The sequence below is a fragment of the Pelagibacterium flavum genome, assembly GCF_025854335.1.
In the GTDB taxonomy this organism is placed as follows: domain Bacteria; phylum Pseudomonadota; class Alphaproteobacteria; order Rhizobiales; family Devosiaceae; genus Pelagibacterium; species Pelagibacterium flavum.
The window spans coordinates 1,524,586-1,548,111 of record NZ_CP107716.1 but is presented as its reverse complement, the minus strand read 5'-3'; the positions used below and the strand labels follow the sequence as shown (position 1 = coordinate 1,548,111).

Below are 23,526 nucleotides of genomic sequence, written 5' to 3'. Positions count from 1 at the left end.
AGCGGGGCCAATTCAGCGTTTTCCCGGCACGCTCTGATTGTCCAGAGCGCTGCGGATCGGCAGGCCGGTGGCAAAGGTTTCTTCCGGCTTGCGCCGCGTCAGCGCCAGCAATAACCCCATGGACAGCCCGATCGCAATCATCGAAGTGCCGCCATAGGAAACGAACGGCAGCGTCATGCCCTTGGGCGGGATGAGATTGAGATTCACCGTAAGGTTGAAGGCCGATTGCACACCGAACTGAATAGCCAGCGCGCTGGCCGCAAGTCTGTTGAACAGATTTTGCTGCGCCATCGCCAGATTGAGCGCCCTGATGACGATGAAGGCGATCAGCCCCACCAGCATCAGGCAAAACAGGATGCCGAACTCGCTCGCGCCCGCCGCGAACACAAAGTCGGCATGGGCGTCTGGCAGGTAGCGCAGCGCGATTCCCTCGCCCGGCCCCATACCGAACCATCCGCCCTCCAGCAGCGATTCAAGAGCGCGCTCGGCCTGATAATTGTCACCGGTCTCGGGGTTGAGGAAGGCATCGATACGGCGCGCCACATGCGGAAAGAACGTATAGGCCATGACCAGAAGCACGATCGCCGCCACCCCCAGAACCGCAATCACCAGCCAGGAAATGCCAGCCAGGAACAGCAGTCCCCCATAGACCACTGAAACCAGGATGGTCTGCCCCACGTCAGGCTGGAGCAGCAGCAGGCCCACAACCAGCCCGGTCGCCCCGAGGGCAAGGATATGGCCGGGCACGTCCTTGCGTTTCATCTGCTCGGAGATGAACCAGGCCGACATCACCGCCAGCGCGGGCTTTACGAACTCGATGGGTTGGAGCGACTGCCCCATAAAGGAAATCCAGCGCCGCGCGCCCTTGACCTCCACGCCATAGCGCAGGGTCATTGCCAGCAGCACCACGCCCCCAACCAGCGTGACCAATGCGATGATTCGCGTCCAGCGTGCATTGACCAGAGAGGCCAGCAGCATCGCCCCCAGCGCCGGGATGCAGAACAGCACATGCCGCTGGGTAAAATGCCACGGCCCCAGCCCGATGCGCTCGGCCACCGGCGGGCTCGCCGCAAAGCTCAACAGCACCCCGAAACCCATCAGCGCGCACAGCGCAAACATCAGTTCGCGATCCACGGTCCACCACCATTCGGCAATGGGCGTCTTTCGCTCGCGGGAGAACCAGGCGGAAATGGCGGTCACGGGATACTCCGGTACGCGGGGGGTACAAAATTGCAGAATGCGAAACTACCACCCCAGTGGTTACCATTTCGCAACCATGACGCCTTTGCTAAAACGTCTGCCCGCGCTTTTCTTCCCCCACCTCCCCGCTGTCCCGGCGAACGCCGGGGCCCATGCTCAGTTCCGTCCCCACCCTTGTCATTCCGGGGCTTGTCCCCGGAATCCATCATGATGAGCGCCCACACGCTCCGACCGCACTTGTCCCGTCCGGTATCGAGCCCCTGGTTTTTTGTCTCACGGCCGCACCAGAAACGAGGATGCATACGAGCTTCCGGTGGGGGGCAGGATGGAGACAGGGGATGCGTGCGAGAGTGCCCAGGCCGCATGCCGCATCGGACCCACGCGCAAGAGCCGCGCCGCCCTCAATCAACAGGAGAAAAATGTCACCGCAGCTTCAGCGAACTCAGCCCGATCAGCGCCAGAACCATCGCAATGATCCAGAACCGGATCACGATCTGGCTCTCGGTCCAGCCCAGATGCTCGAAATGGTGGTGAATGGGTGCCATCTTGAACACCCGTTTGCCCGTCAGCCGGAACGAAACCACCTGCACGATCACCGATACCGCTTCGAGAACGAACAGCCCGCCCACGATCGCCATGACCAACTCGTGCTTGGTGGCCACCGCAATGGTCCCCAGCGCGCCACCCAGCGAAAGCGACCCGGTATCGCCCATGATGATCTGGGCCGGCGGCGCGTTGAACCACAAAAATCCGAGCCCCGCCCCGATCAGGGCCCCGCAAACGATGGAAAGCTCGCCCGTTCCGGGAACGAAGTTCAAGAACAGATAGTCCGAATAGACCTGGTTACCCACCAGATAGGCAATCAGCCCGAACGCTGCGGCCGCGATCATCACCGGTACGATCGCCAGCCCGTCCAGGCCGTCGGTCAAATTCACCGCATTGCCCGCACCCACGATCACGAAGGCGCCGAAGATGAAGAAGAACAGGCCCAGATTGAGCGCCAGATCCTTGACGAACGGCAAGAGCAGCGCGTTTTCGTACCCCTCGGGCGCCTGACTGGCGATGATGATGCACGCGGCGATGGCGATCGCCGACTCGATGGCCAGCCGCGCCCTGCCCCCGAACCCCTTGTGGTTCTGGTGCTTGACCTTGAGGTAATCGTCGTAAAACCCGACCAGCCCGAACCCGGTCGTCACCAGCAGAACCGCCCAGACATACATGTTGGAAAGGTCCGCCCAGAGCAGGATCGAAACCAGAGCGCCCGAAAGGATCATCAACCCGCCCATGGTGGGCTTGCCCTTCTTGGTCAAAAGATGGCTCTGCGGCCCGTCCTCGCGGATCGGCTGCCCCTTGCCCTGCCGCACGCGCAGCGAATTGACCATGCCCGGCCCGAACAGGAATACGAAAAACAGCGCCGTGATGATCGCCCCGCCCGTCCTGAACGAGAGGTACCGGAACACGTTGAAGACCGGAAAGGCGTCAGCAAACTGCTGCAGGAAATAGAGCATGGGGTTACCGTCTGTGCCTTTACTTTCTTCCGCCGAACCGGTCTCGGATCCGGGCCACCAAAGAGCCCAGCTTCACGCCGTTCGATCCCTTGAGCATAACTGAGTCGCCCGGTGCAAGCGTTTCCAAAACAGCTTCGCCAATCTCGTCCACAGCCTGTGCCCGCCCCGCAACAAGCGCCGCTGGCAAAGCGTCCGCCAGTTTGGCCATATGCTCCCCCACCAGAAACACCAGGTGGGGCCTTGCCGCGACCACCGCATCGGCCAGTCCCGCGTGATAATCGGCCGACGCGGCCCCCAGCTCGCGCATGTCCCCAAGCACCACTATGCGCCGCCCCTCGGTCGGCATCGTCGCGAACACCTCGAGCGCCGCGCGCATCGATGTGGGATTGGCGTTATAGCTTTCGTCGATCAACCGGATGGGATGGCCCGGATCGCCAAGCAAAATCGCCGCGCCACGCCCCTCCGGCGCTCCGTGACCAGCCAGAGCCGCCATCGCCTTTTGCACATCGCCGCCAACCGCCCGCGCCGCCAGCAATGCCGCCACCCCATTGGCCAGCATGTGCCGCCCACCGGTGGCAATCGAAAGATCGAGTGACAGTCCGTCGCCCTCGACATGTCCGGTCGCTCCGTCCCGCGTCACCCGATAATCGGAAATCGTCACATCGGCGTCGGCAAAGCCATAGCTCAGCGTTTCCAGCCCCGCAGCCTCCGCTACGCCGGCCAGCCGCTCCACATGCGCATGATCGCGCCCGATGATCGCCAATCCCCCCGGTTCCACGCCGGAAAAAATCTCTGCCTTGGCATCGGCAATCGCCGCCTCGGAGGCAAAAAACTCAAGATGGGCCGGCGCCACCGTTGTCACCACCGCCACATGCGGACGCACGAGCCTGGAAAGCGGTGTGATCTCTCCAGCCGCGCTCATCCCGATCTCGAATACGCCGAATTCGGCGTCGGCCGGCATCCGCGCCAGCATCAGCGGCACGCCCCAGTGATTGTTGAAACTCTTGATCGAGGCATGGGTCTTCCCGCTGGCCTCCAGCGCCACCCGCATCGCTTCCTTGGTCGATGTCTTCCCCACACTCCCCGTTACCGCGATGATGCGGGCCCGCGTCCGGGATCGGGAAAACGCCGCCAGCCCGTAAAGCCCCTCCAGCGCATCTTCGACAACGATCAGCGGTAGCCCCGACAGGGCTTCGGCCTTGTCCCGGCTCACCAGCGCCGCAACCGCACCCGCCTCGATGGCCCTGGCAACAAAATCATGTCCGTCGAAATTCTCGCCCCTGATCGCAACAAACAGCGCTCCGGCAGCAATTTCGCGGGAATCTATCGAAATGGAGGAAACGGTTTCGACAGCGATATCGCGGGCTTCCCCACCGGTCGCGGCGACGATCTCATCGATGCCATAGAGCGCAGACACTGAAGGCCTCAGGTCCCGAAGGCCGCGCGCACGACCTCGTGGTCGGAAAAATGATGCTTTGTCTTTCCCACGATCTGGTAGTCCTCATGTCCCTTGCCGGCGACCAGAACAACGTCCTCTGCGCCCATTCCGGCAATTGCATGACCGATTGCTGCCGCCCGATCTCCCATTTCCCTCGCGCCGGGCGCCGCCGCCAGTATCTGCGCGCGAATGGCGTTCGCATCTTCCGTGCGCGGATTGTCGTCGGTAACGATCACCAGATCGGCCAGCCTTTGAGCCACCTCCCCCATCTGCGGGCGCTTGCCCGGATCGCGATCGCCTCCGCACCCGAACACGACGATCAGCCGTCCCTTGGCGAAGGGCCGAAGCGCTTCCAGCGCGTTTTCCAGTGCATCGGGCGTGTGGGCATAGTCCACAAACACGGCGGCCTCGCCGCGCTGGACAACCTTTTCCAGGCGCCCCTTGGCCCCCTCAAGCGTTTCGAGCGCTTTGATGGCATCGCCATTGGCAACGCCGGTCGCCATGGCCAGCCCGGCCGCGACCACCGCATTGTCCACCTGGAACCGCCCCACCAGCGGCAGCAGGAATTCCATCGGCTCGCCCACCAGCTTGCCCTTGACCCGCTGCCCGAACCCCTCGCTTTCAACGCTCTCGACATCGATATGCGCTCCGCCCGCGCCCACGGTGAATACCGTCGCGCCCTTGTCGAGCGCCGCGAACATGAAGGGCAGCCCCTCCTCGTCTTCGGCGTCGACGACGGCAGTCGCATCGGCGTCGATCAGGTCGCGGAACAGCCGCAGCTTGGCATCGCGATACGCTTCGATCGTCTCGTGATAATCGAGATGGTCGCGGCTGAGATTGGTGAACGCCACCGCGCTGAACTTCACCCCGTCGAGCCGTCGTTGATCGAGGCCATGGCTGGAGGCTTCAAGTGCAACATGATCCACGCCGTCCGCCTTGAGCTTTGCCAGCGTCTTGTGCAGCGATAGCGAGTCGGGCGTCGTCAGCTCGCCCGGAATATGGTCTTCGCCCACCATCAGCCCGAGCGTGCCCAAGCTGGCGCCACGAATGCCCGAATGGGCCCAGATCTGGCGCAGAAAAGACACCACCGAGGTCTTGCCGTTCGTCCCGGTTACCGCAGCGCAAATGGCTGGTTGCGGTCCGCAGAAATTGGCGGCGGCTATGGCATAGGCAGCCCGCACATCGTCAATCAGCACCACCGGAATTCCCGGATCGGCCTTTGGTGCCTCGTCAGTAACCATGACGACGGCTCCACGGCCGGCAGCATCCTTTGCATAGCTGTTTCCGTGTCCGCGCGTGCCCGGCAGCGCAAAGAACACGTCACCCTGCCCAATCAGCCGGCTATCGGCGTTCAGTCCGCCAACCTCGATATCGGGCAAATTGTCTGCCCCGGCGACCCCGTGCAGAATGTCGGTAAGCTTATGCGGCAATATCACGTCCCCCGTTTTCAGCCACTAGCATCAGAACCCGGTAAATTCGGCCCCGCTGCGCAACTGGACTGGCACCAATTGGGCGTCGATTTGTGGCCCCAGAACGGGTTGGATACCGAGCATCGGTGCTATGCGCTTGACGATACGTCCCGACATCTGTCCCGCGTTCCAGCCGGCGGTACGCCCCGATCGCTCGTTTTCTGCCTTTGGTTCATCTACAAAAATGATCAGGGCATATTTAGGATCTTCGAGCGGAAAAGCCGAGGCGAAAAAAGCCGTGACAAGACTGCTCGAATATCGTCCATCGACCACCTTTTCCGCAGTCCCTGTCTTGCCGCCCCACCGGTAGCCCTCGGCGATCTTGTTGCCCGTGCTGCCTGAACCGATGACTCCGTTCATGCGCAACAGATAGCGCAAATAATCGCTTGTCTGCTGGGAAACGACCTGCGTGGCTCCGGCCATGGCCTCCTGCTCGGTGCGCGGAAACAGCGTCGCATCCATCAGGTGCCCGCCATTCACCAGCGCCGCGGTCGCCGTCAACATCTGCAGCGGCGTCACGCTCAGGCCATGCCCGAAAGAGGCCGTGGCAGCCCCCACTTCCGAAAAGCTCGCCGGAATGCTCGATCTCGTGACTTCCGGAAGCTCGATATCGGGAGCACCATCCAGCCCGATCCGCGTCAGAAAGGCCCGGAAATTATCCTTGCCCAGAGCCTGCATGATCTTGATCGTTCCGATATTGGAGGAATAGCGGAACACCTCGGGCACCGTCAGAACGCGGTATTCACCATGGAAGTCCTCGATCGTGTACCGCCCGAAGCGCACGCCAAACCGGGCGTCGACCGTGTCGGTGAGTTGCACCGCGCCCGCATCCAGGGCGGCAGCAAACGTGATCGGCTTGAAAATCGAGCCCACCTCGAACTTTGCCGCGGTCAGCCGGTTGAAGCGCCCTTCCTCGAGCATGGTCCCGGGATTGTTGGGGTCGAAGTCGGGAATGGACGCCATGGCGATGATTTCGCCGGTCCGCACATCCATGATCGCTCCGCCCGCCGCGATCGCCTGATAGCGCTCGATGGAACTCACAAGCTCTTCATGCAGGATGCTCTGGACGCGCAGATCGAGCGAAAGGTTGACCGGGGTCAGCGCGCTGTCGCGCGCCAGCCCCAGATTTTGCAACAGGGCCAGATTGTCGTCATCGAGATGCTTTTCGACACCGGCAATCCCGACATTGTCGATATTGACCGCACCCATCACATGCGCGGCGACCGTCCCGCCGGGGTAGAACCGCTTGCTTTCCTCGAGAAAATCGAGCCCCGGAATGCCAAGCCGCATGATCCGGTCGCGCTGGGCGGGGGTCAATTCACGCGCCACCCACACAAACCCTTGATCCCCCGTCAGTCGGTCGCGCAGCCAGGCGCTGTCCAGTTCGGGCAAAACCGTCAGGATCGCGTCCGCGGCCTCATCGACATCGAGTATGCGTCGGGGCTCGGCAAAGAGCGATGGCACGCGGATATCGACCGCCATTTCCAGTCCGTTCCGATCGAGGATTGCCGGACGGGACGCCATGATGGCATCGCGTGTCTGGCCCTCGATCGTGGTATCGATCTCGATATTGCCCAGCCAGATGAGCCGCCCCACCATCACCGAAAACACGATCAGAACGAACGCCATGGCCCAGCGAATGCGCGCGCCGGTCAGATTGCCGCGCGCCTTGCGCGTGCCGTCGATGGAAATGGTTTCGGGGGTGATCGCGCTCATAGCAGCCCCTCCAGCAGGGAGCCGATCGGATCTTCTCCAGCTTCAATGGTTTCAAACAGGGCATCAAGGGATTCGGTATCGAGCCGCTGTTGCGGCCGCATGGGCAAATCGGCAAAACTGCCGAACTGCTCGGCCTCCGCGACCTGAAGGTTTAGAACGTCATTGTGACGATCGACGATGGGTTGAATATGCGTGGGCTGGTTGAGATAGGCCCAGTCCGCCTTGAGAACGGAAAGATCGGCCTGCTGTTGCGCGATGGCCGTTTCGATACGCCCGATCTCTTCGGCCGTCAGTTCGGCCATGTGCTTTTGCGAATAGACGGCAACAACGGCGAGAACCGCAATGATGGCCAGCACGATATTGAGGCGTTGCAAAAACCGGCTCATGCCACACCCCTCCTGAAGCCTGGCACGCCCAGTCCCGCGGCCCGTTCCGGCCGCGCCGCGATCGCCGTTCGCACACCGCTGCGCAGGGTCGCTGAACGCGCCCGCGGGTTGCGCCCCACCTCGTCTTTGCCAGCCTTGACGGGCTTGCGCACCGGCGCCCAGCACGCCTCGATCGGCGCCGAATACGGCAGGTGCCGCGACTGGGGCGCCGCGGTCTTGGTCTGGTCAAAGAACCGTTTGACGATCCGGTCCTCGAGCGAATGGAATGTCACGACCGCCAGCCGCCCGCCTTCGGGAAGGATGCGCTCGGCGGCAAAGAGCGCCGCGACCAGCTGGTCGAACTCGCCATTGACCGCAATCCGCAATCCCTGGAACGTACGCGTCGCCGGATGCGGCGCACCCGGCTTGCGCCCCACGGTCTTTTCGATCAACTGTGCCAGCGCCAGCGTATCGGTGATCGGCGCGCTCTTGCGCGCTTCGACGATTGCCTTGGCAATGCGGCGCGAAGCCCGCTCCTCGCCAAATGCAAAGATCAGATTGCCCAGATCGGTTTCGCTCAAGGTGTTGACGAGATCGGCCGCCGTTTCGCCTTCCCGACCCATCCGCATGTCCAGAGGTCCAGACCGCATGAACGAAAAGCCGCGCTCGGCCTGATCGAGCTGCATGGAGCTCACTCCGATATCGAGCACGACGCCATCGACCTGCTGTTCGCCAACCAGGGTATCGAGCTCGGAAAACGGCCCGGCAACAAATACGAAGCGGTCGGGAAACTCGCTCGTGAGCGCGTCTGCGAACGGCGCCACCGTCGGATCGCGATCGATCCCGGTCACATGCGCACCCTCTTCAAGCAGCGCCCGGGAATACCCGCCTGCCCCGAATGTGCCATCCACCACGCGCGCGCCATCGAGCGGCGAAAGCGCTGTCAGCACCTCGCTCAGCAACACCGATTCATGAGAGGATTGTGGCTCGCCCATCTGGTCAGATACTCGCGCCCGGCGCTCCTTGGGCCAGCCGAGGATTTCGGCCGGTACTCAAAACTGAAACAAGTGGCATTGATCCACTTTGAGCAGATTGCATCCCAGTCTTTAAGATTTTGTTTCCCAAACCGATTTGGAGGCACAAAGAACGGGCAAAACGGTCACCAGTTGACCTGTAAGCCGGGTTCTGTAGGGCCCGCGCCGAAACGCGGACGTGGCGACCATTCATCTGGGAACTCCATTGCTGGAGCCCTCATGCAACCAACCCGGACGACAAGCCGTGAAAACGCGGCCGAGGCAAGCCTCCATCGTCCCTATTCGGTCTTGCTCCCGGTGGGGTTTGCCGTGCGGTCCCTGTTGCCAGGCACCCGGTGCGCTCTTACCGCACCCTTTCACCCTTACCCCGGACTTATCCGGGGCGGTTTGCTTTCTGTGGCACTTTCCCTGGGGTCGCCCCCGCCGGGCGTTACCCGGCACCGTGTTCTCATGGAGCCCGGACTTTCCTCTGCTTGCGCAGCGGCCGCCCGGTCAACTGGTGACCGGCTGATGTAGGGTGCCGGGGGTGACCCGGTCAAGTCGATTGAGTCGAAGTCAGCGCCGGTCGCGTGCCCCGCGCCCGGGTCACATCGCGATAGGCGGTGTTGATCGACGCCATCTTGGCAGAGGCCAGCCCCATCAATTCCTCGGGCACGCCCTTGGCAACCATCCGGTCCGGATGGTGCTCGGCCACCAGCCGCCGATAGGTCCGGCGCAGCTCGTCATCGGTCACGTCGGGCGCGAGCCCGAGCACCGCATATGGGTCCCGATGCCCTGACGGCATCAGCACGTGTTGGGAGGCGATCTGCTCGAAACGCACGGAATCGAACCCGAAAATCTCACTCACCGCTTCGAGATAGGCCATCTCGTCGCCATGCACGAACCCATCGGCCGTCGCGATCTCGAACAACGCGTCCAGCACGTGCTCGAGCGTCGCCGGACTGTCGGCAAACAGCTTGCGCACCTTGCGCGCATAGCTGTCGAACCCGGCCACATCCTGCTGAGCCAGAGCGAAAAACCGGTCCACATGCGCGTCGGCGCCCTCGGGAATGTCCACAAGCGTGTGAAACGTGATGACTTCGCGCCGACTCACCACCCCGTCAGCCACGGCCATCTTGGCCGAAAGTGCAATGATCGACATGGTGAACGCCGCCTCGCGGCCGCCCGGCGCCCAGTTGTCGGGGTCCAGAATGCTGGCAATACCGCCCGCCAGCCCTGTCCCCTGCGAGAACGAGCCAAGGAGCGCTGCGATTTGCTGCCAGATCGACATGACAATGTCCCGTGCGAACTTTTGCGGAGGGGTTGTTTATCGTCCGCAGCAATTGGGCACAAGCAAGACAGGACGCACCCGATGCGTCAATACGCTCGATTGGAAGATTACTCGTAAACGAAACCGAAGGGATTGGTCTGCGGAACCTGCTGCCGGCGCTCGATGACGACGCGGCTGTTCAGTGTAGGAACCTGCTCCTCATAGACCCAGAGGATTTCCCCGTTCGGGCCAACAACGCCGACCAACTCATCCTGCTCGCGATTGCGCGGATCAGATGCGCTGTTTGATCCGCTGAGCGGCGCCAGTGTCTGCGTATCGGGCGGCGTCAGAAAACCCGGAGCCGAGACCTGCGAGTTCTGGCCGGACATGCCGGCGGCGCGCGCAATCGCCTCATAGTCGATGCCGGTCGCATCCTGCTGCTGGGGCACCCCGAGCCCTTCGGGCCGAGGCAGCGGGCGCGGCGGCTCGATTGCCGCCGTTTCGGCAGCGCTGGTTTCGGTCTGCGGGGTCACAGCCGCAACGGGCTCCTCGGCAGGAGCAGTCGCCACCGTCCGATCAGCGGCGGGCCGGTTTTCGCCCAACGGCCGCCCATTGACCGTCACCATCGGACCATGCGTGGCCTCACCGGCCCGGTCGCGCTCGGCCTGCGGCACCACGGGAAAGCCCGCGCTTTCGACAACCCGGTCGGCCGCTGTTGCATCGCGCTCGGTATTTTCCGCTGGCGCATCGGGCAAAGCGACAAAGCCTGCGCCCGGCTCCTGCTGCAAGGCAGCAGCGCCAACCGCACCCATTATCAGTACCAGCATCGCGCCCGATGCCACGGATCTTGAGAGCATCATATCTGCGTATCCAATCGGCCCACTGGCCATGTGCCCCCGCACAGCCAATCTCTTCGTCCCTGAAAATGGCAGCAGTTTGGTGAATGGAACCTGAAGGCCCGTTCCCGTGCCGGGCCCCTGGAGTGCGATCGGGAAAAGTTGCAGACTTTTCCGGTTCGATCGCACGACAAAACAATGACTTAGAGCCCCAGTCCGATTCAATCGGGCTCTAGGGACGAATACCCAGCAATCGCGCCAGCGCCAGCACCAGATTGGAGCGGTTGAGCGTATAGAAATGGAACTCGGTGATCCCAGAATCGAGCAGTTCAGTCACCTGCTCGGCGGCGACGGCCGCCGCGACAAGCGCGTGGGTCTCCGGATCGTCGTCCAATCCCTCGAAACGGTCCGCCAGCCATTGCGGGATCGACGCCCCACACCGGCCGGCAAAACCCGCGATCTGCCGGAAGCTGTGGATCGGCTGCACACCGGGCACGATCGGCGCGGTGATCCCCGCCTTGTGCGCCCGTTCCACGAACCGCCAGTAATCGCCGTTCTCAAAGAACATCTGGGTGATCGCGCGATCCGCACCGGCATCGAGTTTGCGCTTGAGATTGTCGATATCGGCATCCCAGTCCGCGCTTTGCGGATGCTTTTCAGGATAGGCCGCCACCGAAATATCGAAATCACCCAGCTTGCGGATGCCCGCCACCAGATCGGCGGCGCTGTTATATCCATGAGGATGCGGGGTAAAGGCATGCCCGACCCCTTCGGGAGGGTCACCGCGCAAAGCGACGATACGCTTGACGCCCGCCGCAGCGTAACCACGCACCACGTCATCGACCTGATCGCGGGTCGCCCCGACACAGGTCAGATGCGCCGCCGCCGGAACGCCGGTCTCATTGGTGATCCGCGAAACCATGCGCAGCGTGCGCTCGCGCGTCGAGCCACCCGCGCCATAAGTCACGGAAACAAACCGCGGCCCAAGCGGCGCCAACCGCGAAAGGCTCGCCCAGAATCTCTCCTCCATGGCGTCGGTCTTGGGCGGGAAGAACTCAAAGCTCACCGCAATGTCGGGACGCCCACTCTCGGGCTGACGGCTCAGCCGGCTCTCGTCTGTCGCAGACACCACGATCAGACTCCTTTTGTATGGTTTGGTTTTATGGTTTCGAGCGCCCAAAGGCACACCGTCAGCCCATCCTCACGCGAGGGGGGAAAGCTCTTGCACGAGGCAACACTGAGCCCAGCCGCATCGGCCCAAAGGGCCATCTGCTCGTGCGACATGCCCAGCCGGCGATGCGCCTGCTCGCTGCGCAGGAACTCGAGATCATGGGGTGCAAAATCGACCACAAGCATCCGCCCCTCGGGCTTGAGGCAGGACGCTGCGTGGGCGATCGCAATCGAAGGGTCGTCGAAATAGTGCAGCACCTGGTGCAGCATCACCAGATCGGACGACCCATGATAGTCGCCCAGCTCGGTTATGTTGCCCAGCCGCACCTGCGCGTTCTCTATGCCTTCGGCATCGAGCTTGGCCCGCGCCACCGAAAGCATTTCCCTGCTCGAATCCAGCCCGATGCCCTGGGTGTATTTCCCCGCGAGGAGCTCGAGCATCCGCCCGGTTCCGGTCCCCAGATCGAGAAACATCTCGACCGGCCCCTGCCCCGCGGCTGCAACGATCGCCGTCTCCAACGCGGATTCGGCAACGTGCAGGCTGCGCAACTTGTCCCAGCTCTGCGCGATGGTGGCAAAAAAGGTGGCAGCGCGTTCCTGCTGTGCTGCCCGCAACCCCGACAGCTTTTCAAGGTCGCGCCGCAGCTCGGAAGCGTCGGTATCCAGATGGTCCATCAGCCATTCGGCCAAAGCGCCACTGGTCCGGTCGCGATTGAGCCGGTAATAGGCCCACGCCCCTTCGGCATGCCGGGTTACAAGTCCGGCGTCGGCCAGCAGCTTGAGATGCCGGGAAATCCGCGGCTGACTCTGGCCCAGAATCTCGGTAAAATCCTTCACGGACAGCTCGCCCTGAACGAGAAGCGCAAGCAGGCGCAGGCGGGTGATTTCACCCGCCGCCTTCAAGAGCAAGACGATGTCCTGCGGTTGCCGCATGCGTGTCCCTGTCTGTCAAAGCAGTTCGGGACATAAAGATATCTTTATATCTTTCCTGTCAAGGCTTGTGCCCTGTCAGGCCACGGCTTCTTCCTGACGTCGGCGGAAGGAATGGGACCGCCACAGCCCGAAAATGCCTGACGCTTCGTCCTCGCTCAGCGCCTCGTAACGCTTGCGCACATTAACGATATCATCGCGGCTCGGCATATCGCGCCACGGCAGGACCGAAACGACCGACTCGAACAGATCGGCATCGAGACCGATGGCACGCGCCGCCACCGTAAAGGCCACATAATCCTGCATCGCCAGCCATTTGACGACGATCTCAGGTCGCACTTCCAGCAGCATGGTTAGGCCCGCCGCCGTGTGATGGCCATACCCGAACCGGGTAAACCGGTGCAGTGCCTTGAGATCGAAGCGACGCCGATCGGCAAGGGCTTTGACCTGGTTCCAGGCCAGCTTCCATTCCTGGGAAGAAAAGCCCGCCTGGTTTTTCATGCGATTGTACACAACCGCTTGCACCCGCGACGCGGTCTTGGGGTTATCCGTACGGGAAAAGATGCCGATCTGCTCGAGGGCCGCATTCCCCATGCTGGAAATTTCGGCTCGCACCTCGGCCCAGTCGATGTCCTTGCGTCCACGAAGCAGTTGCGCGAAAGCTTCGGTTTCGAGCGCCCGTTGAGCAATCTTGTCAACGGTGCGGATTGTGATTTCGGCCCGCGCGTTACCCAGCAGCCGCATGACCGAAGGCTCAGCCCCGAACATCGCGATCGATTCACCTACGCGGCCCGCCAGCCCCTTGCGGCTTGCAATGGCCAGGCGGTGTTCCTCGGAACGGTGTTCGACGATATCGATAAGATCGTCATCGGATAGCACCTGGGAGAATTCGAGCAGCGGCCCTGCCACCTCGATCTCGTCATTGGCCAGTTTGAGAACCACCGAGCCGGGTGCGCGCTCGAGCGGCGCCAGCATTTTGGCCACGTGCGCTCGGGCCTCGACTTCCACGATATCGGCCAGTTGGCAAAGCACTTCGTCATACTGTGCAACCTGCTCGTCGTCGCAACGATCCGACACATAAGAGAACAATTGCGCCAGATTGCGGATCAGATGGTCGCGCTCACCGGCGTCGGCCTCGCCGTTCAGAACCCTGAAATTTGCGAATGCCCGCACGCTTTCACTTGCTTCGGTCATGATGTTCTCCCCGGCTGGTTGCCGTATATTCGACCTACCTAGCGCTTCCGTCTTTTCGGCCCGCTGAATTCGTCCGGAGAGATTTGAATAAAAGTCTAGGTAATTTCCCTGATCACAACGAAAAGGGCCCGGCTCAAGCGAGCCGGGCCCAAAAAATGGTGCGCAATAACGATAGCTTATTCAGCGGCCGAGATGGCTGCGGGACGCTCCGTCTTGCCGGCCGCCAAGGCAGCCCGCACGCCTGCGCCATACTCAGGGTGAACCTGGTCGAACAGCTTGCACTGACGTTCCTTGATCTCGTCGGGAGCATCGCCCATCGCTGCGGCGATATTGGAGAACAACCGCTTTTTCTGCCCTTCGTCGAACAGGTTGAACAAGGCCCGCGGCTGGCTGAAATCGTCATTGCCTTCGCGGTGGTTGTACCGGTCGGCATCGCCCGAAATCTTGAGCGGCGGCTCCTGGACGGACTTGTCTTCGGCCGGACCATTAAAGCTGTTGGGCTCGTAATAGGCTTCCGGATTGCCCGTCTTGATCCCGCCATAGAAATTCATCTGGCCATCGCGATGATAGTGATGAACCGGACATTTCGGTGCGTTGACCGGCAGTGCCTCGTAATGGGTGCCCAGACGATAGCGATGCGCGTCGGCATATGAGAACACGCGCGCCTGCAGCATCTTATCGGGCGAATGTCCGATCCCGGGAACGATGTTGGACGGCGAGAACGCAACCTGCTCGATTTCCGCGAAATAGTTCTCGGCATTGCGGTTAAGCTCGAGCACGCCGATCTCGATCGGCGGATATTCGGCATGCGGCCACACCTTGGTGAGGTCGAACGGATTGTAGGAAGTCTTTTCCGCATCGGCCTCGGGCATGATCTGCACCTGCACCGTCCAGCGCGGGAACTCGCCTTTTTCGATCGCACCGAAAAGCTCTTCCTGGTAGCTTTCGCGGGTCGAGCCGATGACCTTTTCGGCCTCTTCATTGGTGTAGTGCTTGTGGCCCTGCTGGGTCTTGAAGTGGAACTTCACCCAGAACCGCTCGCCATTGTCGTTCCAGAACGAATAGGTGTGGCTTCCGTACCCGTTCATGAACATCGGCGCGACAGGCAGGCCGCGGTCGCTCATCAGGATCGTCACCTGATGCAGGCTTTCGGGCGAAAGCGACCAGAAGTCCCACATGGCGGTCGCCGAACGCAGATTGGTCTTGGGATGCCGCTTCTGGGTGTGGATGAAGTCGGGGAACTTCAGCGGATCGCGCACGAAGAACACCGGCGTGTTGTTGCCCACCAGGTCCCAATTGCCCTCTTCGGTATAGAACTTGATGGCAAAGCCGCGCACGTCGCGCTCGGCGTCGGCGGCGCCCAATTCGCCCGCAACGGTCGAAAACCGCAGGATAAGCGGCGTTTCCGCACCCGGCTGCAGCGCCTTGGCGCGCGTATATTTCGAAATATCACCGGTGATCTTGAGCGTGCCGTGAGCACCCCAGCCCTTGGCGTGCACCACGCGCTCGGGGATCCGCTCGCGGTTCTGGTGCGCCAGCTTTTCGATCAGCTGGTAGTCCTGCATCAGCACCGGGCCGCGCGGTCCGGCAGTGATCGAATTCTGGTTGTCGGGAACCGGCGCGCCCGCGCTGGTCGTCATTGTCGGTTTGTCGGACATGAGGCCTCCTAGTTTGTATCGATTCTAAAGAGATGGCTTTTCCTAGCCTCAGTGCGGCAATCATGCAAATTGATAAAACTGACAATCATGATAAGATTGTCTAATCAAGCCAGATGAGCCACGAATGCAAACCATCACCCTGCGCCAGCTCCACTACGCGCAAGCAATTGCCGAAGAAGGCCATTTCGGTCGCGCTGCCCAGCGTTGCCATGTGACTCAGCCCGCGCTTTCCCAGCAAATCCGGCTGCTCGAGGATCGTTGCCAGACCTCTCTTTTCGACAGGCTTGGCAAGACGGTGACGCTCACCCCCTTCGGCCGTGAATTTCTTGCCCACGCCAGCCGCGTCCTGAGCGCCGCCGTCGATCTTGAGACCTTCGCCGACATGGCCGCCGGCCAGCCCGCCCGCCCCTTGCGTTTCGGGCTCATCCCCACCGTCGCGCCTTATCTCCTGCCTGAAATCCTGCCCTCACTGGGGTCCGATCTTGGCGATATCCGCTTCTCGGTCAGCGAGGGCAAGACCGAACGCTTGCTCGCCGCCCTCAACGACGGCGATCTCGATCTCGCGCTCATCGCCACCGAAACCGACCGCCCCAACCTCACCTCGATTGACCTGTTCGCCGATCCGTTCGTGCTTGCCACCCGCAGCGGCACCAACCTGGCTGACCCGGTGAGTCTCGCCAACCTGCCGCGCGACAAGTTCCTGCTGCTCGAAGAGGGCCATTGCCTGCGCGACCAGATGGTCGACGCCTGCGCCCTCAAGCCCGATTTGCAGGGCCGCACCTTCGCCGCCACCTCGTTAACCACTATTCTCGAACTGGTGGCCAATGGCTATGGCGTGACGCTTCTGCCCACCATCAGTTTGCGCCGCGAGGAGCACAACAAGCGCATCGAATTCCACACGCTCGGCGCGCCCGGCGCGGCGCGCGTGCTTCGGCTCGTCTGGCGCGCCAACTCGCCCTACGAGGCGCTCTATCGAAAGATCGGAGACATCGTCACAAAAGTCGGCGAAACAAGCCTGCGGACTGATCTGCGGACCTCGGCCTAACCGGTCCGTTCAGTCCTCGGGCTCTGCCTGTCCCGTCACCATGCTCAGGAACTCGAGCAACAGCGGGTTGAACAGATCGGGACGCTCCAGACTGGGCAGATGCGCCGTCCCCTCGATTACCACCGCAAAGGCGTTTTCCATTTCCTCGGACAGATCGTCGTGACGATTGACGATATGGGGAAAATCGAGGTCCCCGGCCACCAGCAGCGCCGGAGTATCGATTTCGCTTATGCGGTCGATCGCCGCCTCGGGCTTGTCCTCCCGCGTCATCTCGCTCTTGCGCAAAATATTGCCGTTCATCGCCTGAAACAGCGCCCGCACCTCGCCTTTCACGCGCCCGCTTTCCGAAAGCGGCCCATCGAGCCAGGCATGGGTATCGACCGCGTTGATCGCATCGACATCCCCGCTTTCCTCCACGGCCTCCATGGCATTGGCGATCTGCATGATCTCGGGTGGCAGGTGCGGCACCCTGGCCCCGCTGATCGAGGTGCCCACCAGCACCAGCCCCGCCGTGCGCTCGGGATTGGCCAGCGCGAAATCGATGGCCAGCGCACCGCCCATCGAGCAGCCGACAAACACCGCGGCATGCACGTCCAGCGCATCAAGCACCGCTTCGAGATCTTCGAGATGGGAAAATCCTTCGTCGGGCGAGGTCGTGTCCCCGAACCCGCGCCGGTCATAGGCAATCCCCCAGAACCCGGCCGCCGCCACCGCCTCGATCTGGTTCTCCCACATGCGCCGGTCACACACCCCCGCATGCAAGAACACCACCGGAATCCCCTCTCCGGCCTCGATGCCGGTGAAGACGGCGTCATCGATTTCAAGCGAGAATGGTTCACTCATAAGACCAGCCTATCGCAAAATCATTGGGCCGGGGAAAAATCCCCGGCCCGCATTCACTGTCGATTTGTATGACCCTACCGCGTCAGCGGCTTGTAGCTCACCCGCTTGGGGTTGACCGAATCCGGGCCCAGACGCCGAACTTTGTCGGCCTCGTAATCCTGGAAATTGCCCTCGAACCATTCCACATGGCTGTCGCCTTCGAACGCCAGGATATGGGTGGCAAGCCGATCGAGGAACATACGATCGTGCGAGATGATGACCGCGCAACCGGCGAACTCCTCGAGCGCCTCTTCCAGCGCCGCCAGCGTTTCGGTGTCCAGATCGTTGGTCGGTTCGTCGAGCAGCAGAACGTTGGCGCCCGATTTGAGCATCTTGGCCAGATGCACGCGGTTGCGCTGCCCGCCCGAAAGCGTGCCCACCGGCTGTTGCTGGTCGCCGCCCTTGAAGTTGAAGGACGAGGTGTAGGCCCGTGAATTGACCTCACGCTTGCCCAGCTTGATGATGTCGTTGCCGCCCGAGATTTCCTCCCAGACGCTCTTTTTGGGATCGAGGCTGTCGCGGCTCTGATCCACATAGCCCATATGGACGGTTTCGCCGACCGTAATCGTACCCTCGTCGGGCTGCTCCTGCCCGGTCAGCATCTTGAACAGCGTGGTCTTGCCCGCCCCGTTCGGCCCGATCACGCCAACAATGCCGCCCGGCGGCAGCTTGAAGCTCAGCCCGTCGATCAGCAGCCGGTCGCCAAAGCCCTTCTTGACGCCGTCGATGTCGATGACGTTCTGGCCCAGCCGCTCGCCGGGCGGAATGATGATCTGGGCGGTGTTGGACTGGGTCCGCGCCTCGTTGATCTTGACCAGTTCGTCATAGGCCCGGATACGTGCCTTGGACTTTGTCTGGCGCGCCTGGGGCGACTGGCCCAGCCATTCCTTTTCGCGCTCCAGCACCTTCGAGCGGGCCTGATCCTCGCTCTTTTCCTGTTGCATGCGCTTGGCCTTGGCCGTCAGATAGGCCGTATAGTTGCCCTCATAGGGAATGCCGCGCCCGCGGTCGAGCTCCAGAATCCAGCCCGTTACATTGTCGAGGAAGTAGCGGTCGTGGGTGATGATCAGCACCGCGCCGGGATATTCGCGCAGATGCTTTTCCAGCCACGCCGTTGTTTCGGCGTCCAGATGGTTGGTCGGTTCGTCGAGCAGCAGCAGGTCGGGCTGGCTCAGCAGCAGCTGGCACAGCGCCACGCGCCGCTTTTCACCGCCCGAAAGATTGGTGACGTTTTCCCCGCCCGGCGGGCAGCGCAACGCGTCCATGGCCATCTCGACCTTGGAGTCGAGGTCCCAGAGGTCTTCCGCGTCGATCTGGTCCTGAAGCTTTGCGGCTTCATCGGCCGTTTCGTCGGAATAATCCATCATCAGCTCGTTATAGCGATCGAGGATGGCCTGCTTTTCCTTCACCCCGATCATCACATTGCCCTTGACGTCGAGCTGCTCGTCGAGCTGGGGCTCCTGGGGCAGATATCCGACAGTCGCACCATCGGCGGCCCAGGCTTCGCCGGTAAATTCGGTGTCAATTCCGGCCATGATTTTCAGAAGCGTGGATTTACCCGCGCCGTTCGGCCCCAGGATGCCGATCTTGGCATCGGGATAGAACGAGAGGTTCATGTTGTCGATGACCTTCTTCCCGCCGGAATAGGCCTTGGACATGCCGTGCATATGATAGATGAATTGACGCGCCATAAAGCGGGTGCCTCTTTGGAAATTCGTATCTGAGAAACTTGGGGCCGTATGTAGGACAAGCCGTCAGGCGGTGCAATGGGCGCGCGCCAACCGGAAACCCGGCTCCCGCCCCCAATCAGGTCCGGGGCACGCCTATTCTGGAAGCGCTCCTTGCGGCCGGAGAGTGTCGACACTCATCATGATGGATTCCGGGGACAAGCCCGGGAACGGCAAGGAAGGGGTGAGCGGTGGGGATGGAACCGAGAGATTGCCCGCCCGCGTTCAGCGCTCTATCCACACCGGGACCGATTTGAAGGCCGGGGTGTTCGAGCGCGGATCGATGGCCGTCCCCACCAGCACATTGGCTTCCGGATAATAGGCCAGCGCCGAACCACGGGGGATATCGAAGCTCAGGGCCTTGAGCCTGCTCATCTTTCCCCGTTCGGACGCCAGATCGATCAGATCGCCTTCGGCAATGCCCATCTCCTCCATGTCCTTGCCATTGAGCAGCACCGACCAGCGCGGCGCCTTGTTGCGATAGCTGTCGGTCTCTTCGTAAACGATGGTGTTGAACTGCCCCTCAGACCGGATCGTCGCCAGCGTCAGCGCCTTGCGGCCCTCCGGCGCCTCAGGGGTTTGCGGCAGAGCGATCACCTGAAAATGCCCCTTGCCGTCGGCCGTCGAAAAGCGCGGCTCGTGCATGACGCGATTGGCGATATGAAACTCACGCTTTGCCACATCGATCTCGGCCAGGTCCTTCAGACCAGGCACGATTTCCGAAATCGCCCGCCGCACCTCGGCGTGCTTCTTGAACGCCTGAAAATTGATGGGGCTGTCGGGCAGGATGCGGGTGGCGAGATCGGTGAGGATGACGCTTTCGGGGCGCACATTGGCCAGCCGGTCGATGCCGCCATCCGATAGTCGGATGAAATTGAACATCGATTCCTGGGTGGTGGGCTCCCATTCCTCATCGCGCGCCGTCACCGGCAGGATGAGACTCTCGGAATCATCGTGCCCATGGACATGCCCCAGATTGAGCGTCGTGGTCAAAAACAGCTTGAACCCTATGGAGTTGAGAGCCTTTTCGGCCCAAGCCGTATCCGGCGACGCGCCATAGAGATTGCCGCCCATGATGACTGCCGCATCCATTTCCCCGCCATGGGCCGCGTGCAGGCAGGCCATGGTGTCCAGGCCCTTTGAGCGGCTGAGAGAAATCGAAAACTGCCGCTCCATTTCGGCCATCACGTCCTCGGTCAGCAGTGGTTTGACCCCGATCGTCCCGATCCCCTGCACATTGGAGTGCCCGCGCAACGGCAACAGCCCGGCATTGGGCCGCCCGATCATGCCGCGCAGCAGGGCCAGGTTGGCGATTGATTCAACGTTTTCAACGCCATGGACGTGATGGGTCATCCCCATGCCCCAGGCGAAAACCACGTTCTTAGCCCGGCCATAGCGGTGCGCCACGCGCTCGATTTCGGCCCGCGCGAGCCCTGTCGATGCTTCGATAGCGTCCCATGACATTGCATGGACCTGCGCTCTGTAGGCCGCAGCATTGCCGGTATGGTTTTCAATGAACTCGGCGTCCTCCATCCCCGCCTCGATCACCGCCTTGGCGATGCCCAGCATCAAGGCGATATCGAACCCGATACGCGGCTGGAGATAGTCCGAAGCGATCTCGTCGCCCCCCTTGAGCATAGAGGACGGCGATTTGGGCACGGCGAACTTGACCAGCCCCGGCTCGCGCGCCGGATTGATGACAATCACCTCTCCGCCCCGGTCGCGGCAGTGCTTGAGCATGTGAATGAAGCGCGGATGATTGGACGAGGGATTGGCCCCGATCACAAAGATCATGTCCGCGCCAGTAAGGTCCGCCAGTTCCACCGTCGCCGTGCCCTTGCCGATGGTCGTGGCCAGCCCCTCGCTGGTCGCCTGGTGGCAGAAATAGGAACAGTTGTTGACGTTGTTGGTGCCAAAGGCTCGCGCCAGGAGCTGGAAGATGAACCCCGCCTCGTTTGACGACCGCCCCGAGGAATAAAAGAACGTCCGGTCCGGCACCGTGGCCAGCAGCCGCTTGGCGGCGTGATCGAGCGCCCAGTCCCAATCGACCACCTCATAACGGTCGGCATTGGCCGCCTTGTAAACCGGATCGCCCAACCGGCCCAGATGCTCCATCTCCTTGCCGGTCAGTTCCTTGAGATCGGCAAGCGGGTGGGTGAAGATGGCGTGCGGAATGGCCGGTTGCAGATCGGTCGATTGCGCCTGCACCGACTTGTTGCAGACCGAGGGGAACTCGCCCAATTCGTTGGTCATGCCGCCCATCTGCCCGCCCATGCCATAGGCGCAGGCCTTGCACGTGTTCTTGGCCGTCAGCGCCTTGGCCGCCTTGCCCACGCCCATGCGGGCCACGGTCTGGAGCGTATAGAGAACCTTCTTGGGCCCTCCCCCCACGGTCTGGTGCGAATGCGGCATACGTCAAATCTCCTCGCGGCAAGTATGGCACGGCGGACGGCAGTGACAACAGATCGCTGCGCAACACTGTTTCACGCAATCGCTTACCAGTGCCGATACACCAGATCGTCGGGATCGGGCCGCGCTGCGTCGGGATCGAGCGCTGCGCCCAGCCGCTCGGCCAACCGTCGCGAGCGGTGATTGTCGTGATCGACATAGCTCACCAGCGAGGGCAGAGCCAGCGTCTCGCGTGCCCAGGCCTTGATGCAATTCGCAGCCTCGAGCGCATAACCCTTGCCTTCCTGCCCGGCATAAACCAGCCACCCCAGCTCATGCTCGGGAAAAAGCGGCCCCGAATTGATCGCGACCTGCCCAACGGTTTGGTCGCCCACGTCAACCATCAGCGCCCCATGGCCCATCAAGAGCCATTGAGCCGTGTCATGGCAGAAGGCATACCACGCGCCCTCCCGGTCGAACGGCCCGCCCATATGGATGGCGCGCTCCGATTGCATCAGCGCGGCGTAGTCCTCGAAATCTGCCATCTGCGGCGCCCGCAGAACCAGGCGGTCGGTGGTGAGGATGGGTGGGGTCGCTGTCATGTCCAGACTTTGTCTTTGGGGGCAGATCGAATGCGCTTATAGCCAGTGTACTGCCCACCGGACGATTCGCCATGTCATCCCTCTCCTCATCATCCGCCCTCCGGCCCGCACCCCTCCATCTGCTGCTGGCCTTCGCCAGCGGCGGCCTCTTGACCCTCATGGTCGATTTCAACGGGCTTGTCGGGCTTTTCGGCGGTGCCATGTACTCCTCATGGGTGGCCCATGGCACGGGAACAGTTGCCGCGCTGATCTTTCTGGCGCTGCTGCGCCTCCGCCCTCGATCGGGCGCAACCACCGAAAAGCCCCGCGCCCCTCTCTGGGCCTATCTCGGCGGCGTTTCGGGCGCGCTGACCGTCACGCTCACCTCAACCACGGTCAACACGCCCCTGGCCCTTTCAGGCACCCTCGCGCTGGGCCTTGCCGGACAGGTGCTGTTTTCGCTGGCCGCCGACCGCTGGGGCCTGTTCGGCCTGCCCAAGCGCATCCCCCGGATCAAGGATTTCGCTGCGCTGGCGCTGATCTTTGCCGGCTCGATGATCATCATTTTCGGGCAGGGTTAGGCAGATGACCACAGCCATTCTCTTCGCCCTGCTCGCGGGCATCCTCGTTTCGCTCTCCCGGCAATTGAACGGGCGGTTGGCGCTGTCGACAACCGCACTGATCGCCTCCTACTGGAACCATGTGGTCGGCTTTGCCGTGCTCACGGTTCTGGGCCTGATCCTCGGCGGCCTGTGGCCCGAAGGGGCGTTGAGCGCCCCATGGTACGCCTATCTGGGTGGCACAATCGGGGTGGTTTTCGTTGCCTCGGGCAGTTGGCTCATCGCCCGCATCGGCGCGATCAACACCGCCATGCTGGTCATCGGCGGCCAGATGATCTCGGGCGTCCTGCTCGATCTGGCCCGCGGCAACACCGAAAACCTCGCGGCCAGCGCCATCGGCGTGACCATGATTATCGCCGGCATGGCCCTGACGCAAAAGCGGGATTAGGTCAACCGACGCCTCCCTCTCCACCGGCGTCATCCCGGACTTGATCCGGGATCCAGTAACCGGCAGCGCTGGCGGTTCCGTCGCCGGTGCGGAGTGTGCTGGGCACCGGCTCGGGCCTGTCCCCGCGA

At 62.2% G+C, this 23,526-nt stretch carries 20 protein-coding genes and 1 other RNA gene; 3 read left to right on the top strand and 18 right to left on the bottom strand.

Annotation, left to right across the window (positions count from 1 at the left end; all coding sequences use genetic code 11):
* Positions 1 to 12: 12 nt before the first annotated feature.
* From OF122_RS07665 to katA, 14 genes are all read right to left on the bottom strand, one after another.
* Positions 13 to 1,200: an FtsW/RodA/SpoVE family cell cycle protein gene (locus OF122_RS07665; RefSeq protein WP_264227183.1), complete on the bottom strand. Its 1,188-nt coding sequence runs from the start codon at positions 1,198 to 1,200 to the stop codon at positions 13 to 15.
* Positions 1,201 to 1,622: 422 nt separating this feature from the next.
* A complete protein-coding gene (mraY, locus tag OF122_RS07660) occupies positions 1,623 to 2,708 on the bottom strand; it encodes a phospho-N-acetylmuramoyl-pentapeptide-transferase (protein WP_264227182.1) in 1,086 nt (361 codons plus the stop codon).
* A gap of 19 nt (positions 2,709 to 2,727) precedes the next feature.
* Positions 2,728 to 4,125, bottom strand: a complete 1,398-nt coding sequence (locus OF122_RS07655; protein ID WP_264227181.1) for a UDP-N-acetylmuramoyl-tripeptide--D-alanyl-D-alanine ligase — start codon at positions 4,123 to 4,125, stop codon at positions 2,728 to 2,730.
* Positions 4,126 to 4,133: 8 nt separating this feature from the next.
* Entirely contained in the window at positions 4,134 to 5,576 is a 1,443-nt protein-coding gene (locus OF122_RS07650; RefSeq protein ID WP_264227180.1) for a UDP-N-acetylmuramoyl-L-alanyl-D-glutamate--2,6-diaminopimelate ligase, read from the bottom strand.
* 30 nt (positions 5,577 to 5,606) lie between these two features.
* On the bottom strand, positions 5,607 to 7,331 hold the full coding sequence (locus tag OF122_RS07645) for a peptidoglycan D,D-transpeptidase FtsI family protein (protein ID WP_264227179.1): 1,725 nt from the start codon (positions 7,329 to 7,331) through the stop codon (positions 5,607 to 5,609).
* Positions 7,328 to 7,717: a cell division protein FtsL gene (gene ftsL, locus OF122_RS07640; protein WP_264227178.1), complete on the bottom strand. Its 390-nt coding sequence runs from the start codon at positions 7,715 to 7,717 to the stop codon at positions 7,328 to 7,330. Before ftsL ends, OF122_RS07645 begins: the two co-directional genes overlap by 4 nt.
* The gene (gene rsmH, locus OF122_RS07635) at positions 7,714 to 8,691 is read right to left on the bottom strand and encodes a 16S rRNA (cytosine(1402)-N(4))-methyltransferase RsmH (protein ID WP_264227177.1); all 978 of its coding nucleotides are present in this window, start codon (positions 8,689 to 8,691) and stop codon (positions 7,714 to 7,716) included. The genes ftsL and rsmH overlap by 4 nt, the downstream gene beginning before the upstream one ends.
* Positions 8,692 to 8,854: 163 nt before the next feature.
* Positions 8,855 to 9,230: RNase P RNA component class A (gene rnpB, locus OF122_RS07630), an RNA gene on the bottom strand.
* Between the two features lie 35 nt (positions 9,231 to 9,265).
* A complete protein-coding gene (locus OF122_RS07625; RefSeq protein ID WP_264227176.1) occupies positions 9,266 to 10,000 on the bottom strand; it encodes a J domain-containing protein in 735 nt (244 codons plus the stop codon).
* Between the two features lie 107 nt (positions 10,001 to 10,107).
* Positions 10,108 to 10,836 (bottom strand): hypothetical protein, encoded by a 729-nt coding sequence (locus OF122_RS07620; protein ID WP_264227175.1) that lies wholly within the window; start codon positions 10,834 to 10,836, stop codon positions 10,108 to 10,110.
* A 211-nt stretch (positions 10,837 to 11,047) separates the two neighbouring features.
* On the bottom strand, positions 11,048 to 11,947 hold the full coding sequence (gene metF, locus OF122_RS07615; protein WP_264227174.1) for a methylenetetrahydrofolate reductase [NAD(P)H]: 900 nt from the start codon (positions 11,945 to 11,947) through the stop codon (positions 11,048 to 11,050).
* A gap of 2 nt (positions 11,948 to 11,949) precedes the next feature.
* Positions 11,950 to 12,918 (bottom strand): ArsR/SmtB family transcription factor, encoded by a 969-nt coding sequence (locus OF122_RS07610; protein ID WP_264227173.1) that lies wholly within the window; start codon positions 12,916 to 12,918, stop codon positions 11,950 to 11,952.
* 75 nt (positions 12,919 to 12,993) lie between these two features.
* Complete coding sequence (locus tag OF122_RS07605) at positions 12,994 to 14,109, bottom strand: DUF2336 domain-containing protein (RefSeq protein ID WP_264227172.1); 1,116 nt, start codon at positions 14,107 to 14,109, stop codon at positions 12,994 to 12,996.
* Positions 14,110 to 14,285: 176 nt separating this feature from the next.
* Entirely contained in the window at positions 14,286 to 15,767 is a 1,482-nt protein-coding gene (gene katA / locus OF122_RS07600; protein ID WP_264227171.1) for a catalase KatA, read from the bottom strand.
* 124 nt (positions 15,768 to 15,891) lie between these two features.
* Here katA and OF122_RS07595 point away from each other — a divergent pair, with 124 nt between their 5' ends.
* On the top strand, positions 15,892 to 16,812 hold the full coding sequence (locus OF122_RS07595) for a hydrogen peroxide-inducible genes activator (RefSeq protein ID WP_264227170.1): 921 nt from the start codon (positions 15,892 to 15,894) through the stop codon (positions 16,810 to 16,812).
* A 9-nt stretch (positions 16,813 to 16,821) separates the two neighbouring features.
* On the opposite strand, the gene OF122_RS07590 is transcribed toward OF122_RS07595, so the two are convergent.
* The 4 genes from OF122_RS07590 to OF122_RS07575 all read right to left on the bottom strand — a co-directional run bounded on the left by OF122_RS07590 (position 16,822) and on the right by OF122_RS07575 (position 22,411).
* Positions 16,822 to 17,655 carry an alpha/beta fold hydrolase gene (locus OF122_RS07590; protein ID WP_264227169.1) on the bottom strand — a complete coding sequence of 278 codons (834 nt, stop codon included), beginning with the start codon at positions 17,653 to 17,655 and terminating at the stop codon, positions 16,822 to 16,824.
* 74 nt (positions 17,656 to 17,729) lie between these two features.
* Positions 17,730 to 19,385, bottom strand: a complete 1,656-nt coding sequence (gene ettA, locus OF122_RS07585) for an energy-dependent translational throttle protein EttA (protein WP_264227168.1) — start codon at positions 19,383 to 19,385, stop codon at positions 17,730 to 17,732.
* Between the two features lie 261 nt (positions 19,386 to 19,646).
* Positions 19,647 to 21,833 carry an FdhF/YdeP family oxidoreductase gene (locus OF122_RS07580; protein ID WP_264227167.1) on the bottom strand — a complete coding sequence of 729 codons (2,187 nt, stop codon included), beginning with the start codon at positions 21,831 to 21,833 and terminating at the stop codon, positions 19,647 to 19,649.
* Positions 21,834 to 21,916: 83 nt separating this feature from the next.
* Positions 21,917 to 22,411 carry a GNAT family N-acetyltransferase gene (locus OF122_RS07575; RefSeq protein ID WP_264227166.1) on the bottom strand — a complete coding sequence of 165 codons (495 nt, stop codon included), beginning with the start codon at positions 22,409 to 22,411 and terminating at the stop codon, positions 21,917 to 21,919.
* Positions 22,412 to 22,482: 71 nt separating this feature from the next.
* Between OF122_RS07575 and OF122_RS07570 the strand changes: the two genes are divergently transcribed.
* Together OF122_RS07570 and OF122_RS07565 are read left to right on the top strand one after the other, a co-directional pair.
* Positions 22,483 to 22,971, top strand: a complete 489-nt coding sequence (locus OF122_RS07570) for a DMT family transporter (protein ID WP_264227165.1) — start codon at positions 22,483 to 22,485, stop codon at positions 22,969 to 22,971.
* A 4-nt stretch (positions 22,972 to 22,975) separates the two neighbouring features.
* Positions 22,976 to 23,398, top strand: coding sequence for a DMT family transporter (locus OF122_RS07565; RefSeq protein WP_264227164.1), 423 nt, complete (start codon positions 22,976 to 22,978; stop codon positions 23,396 to 23,398).
* The last annotated feature ends 128 nt before the right edge of the window (positions 23,399 to 23,526 follow it).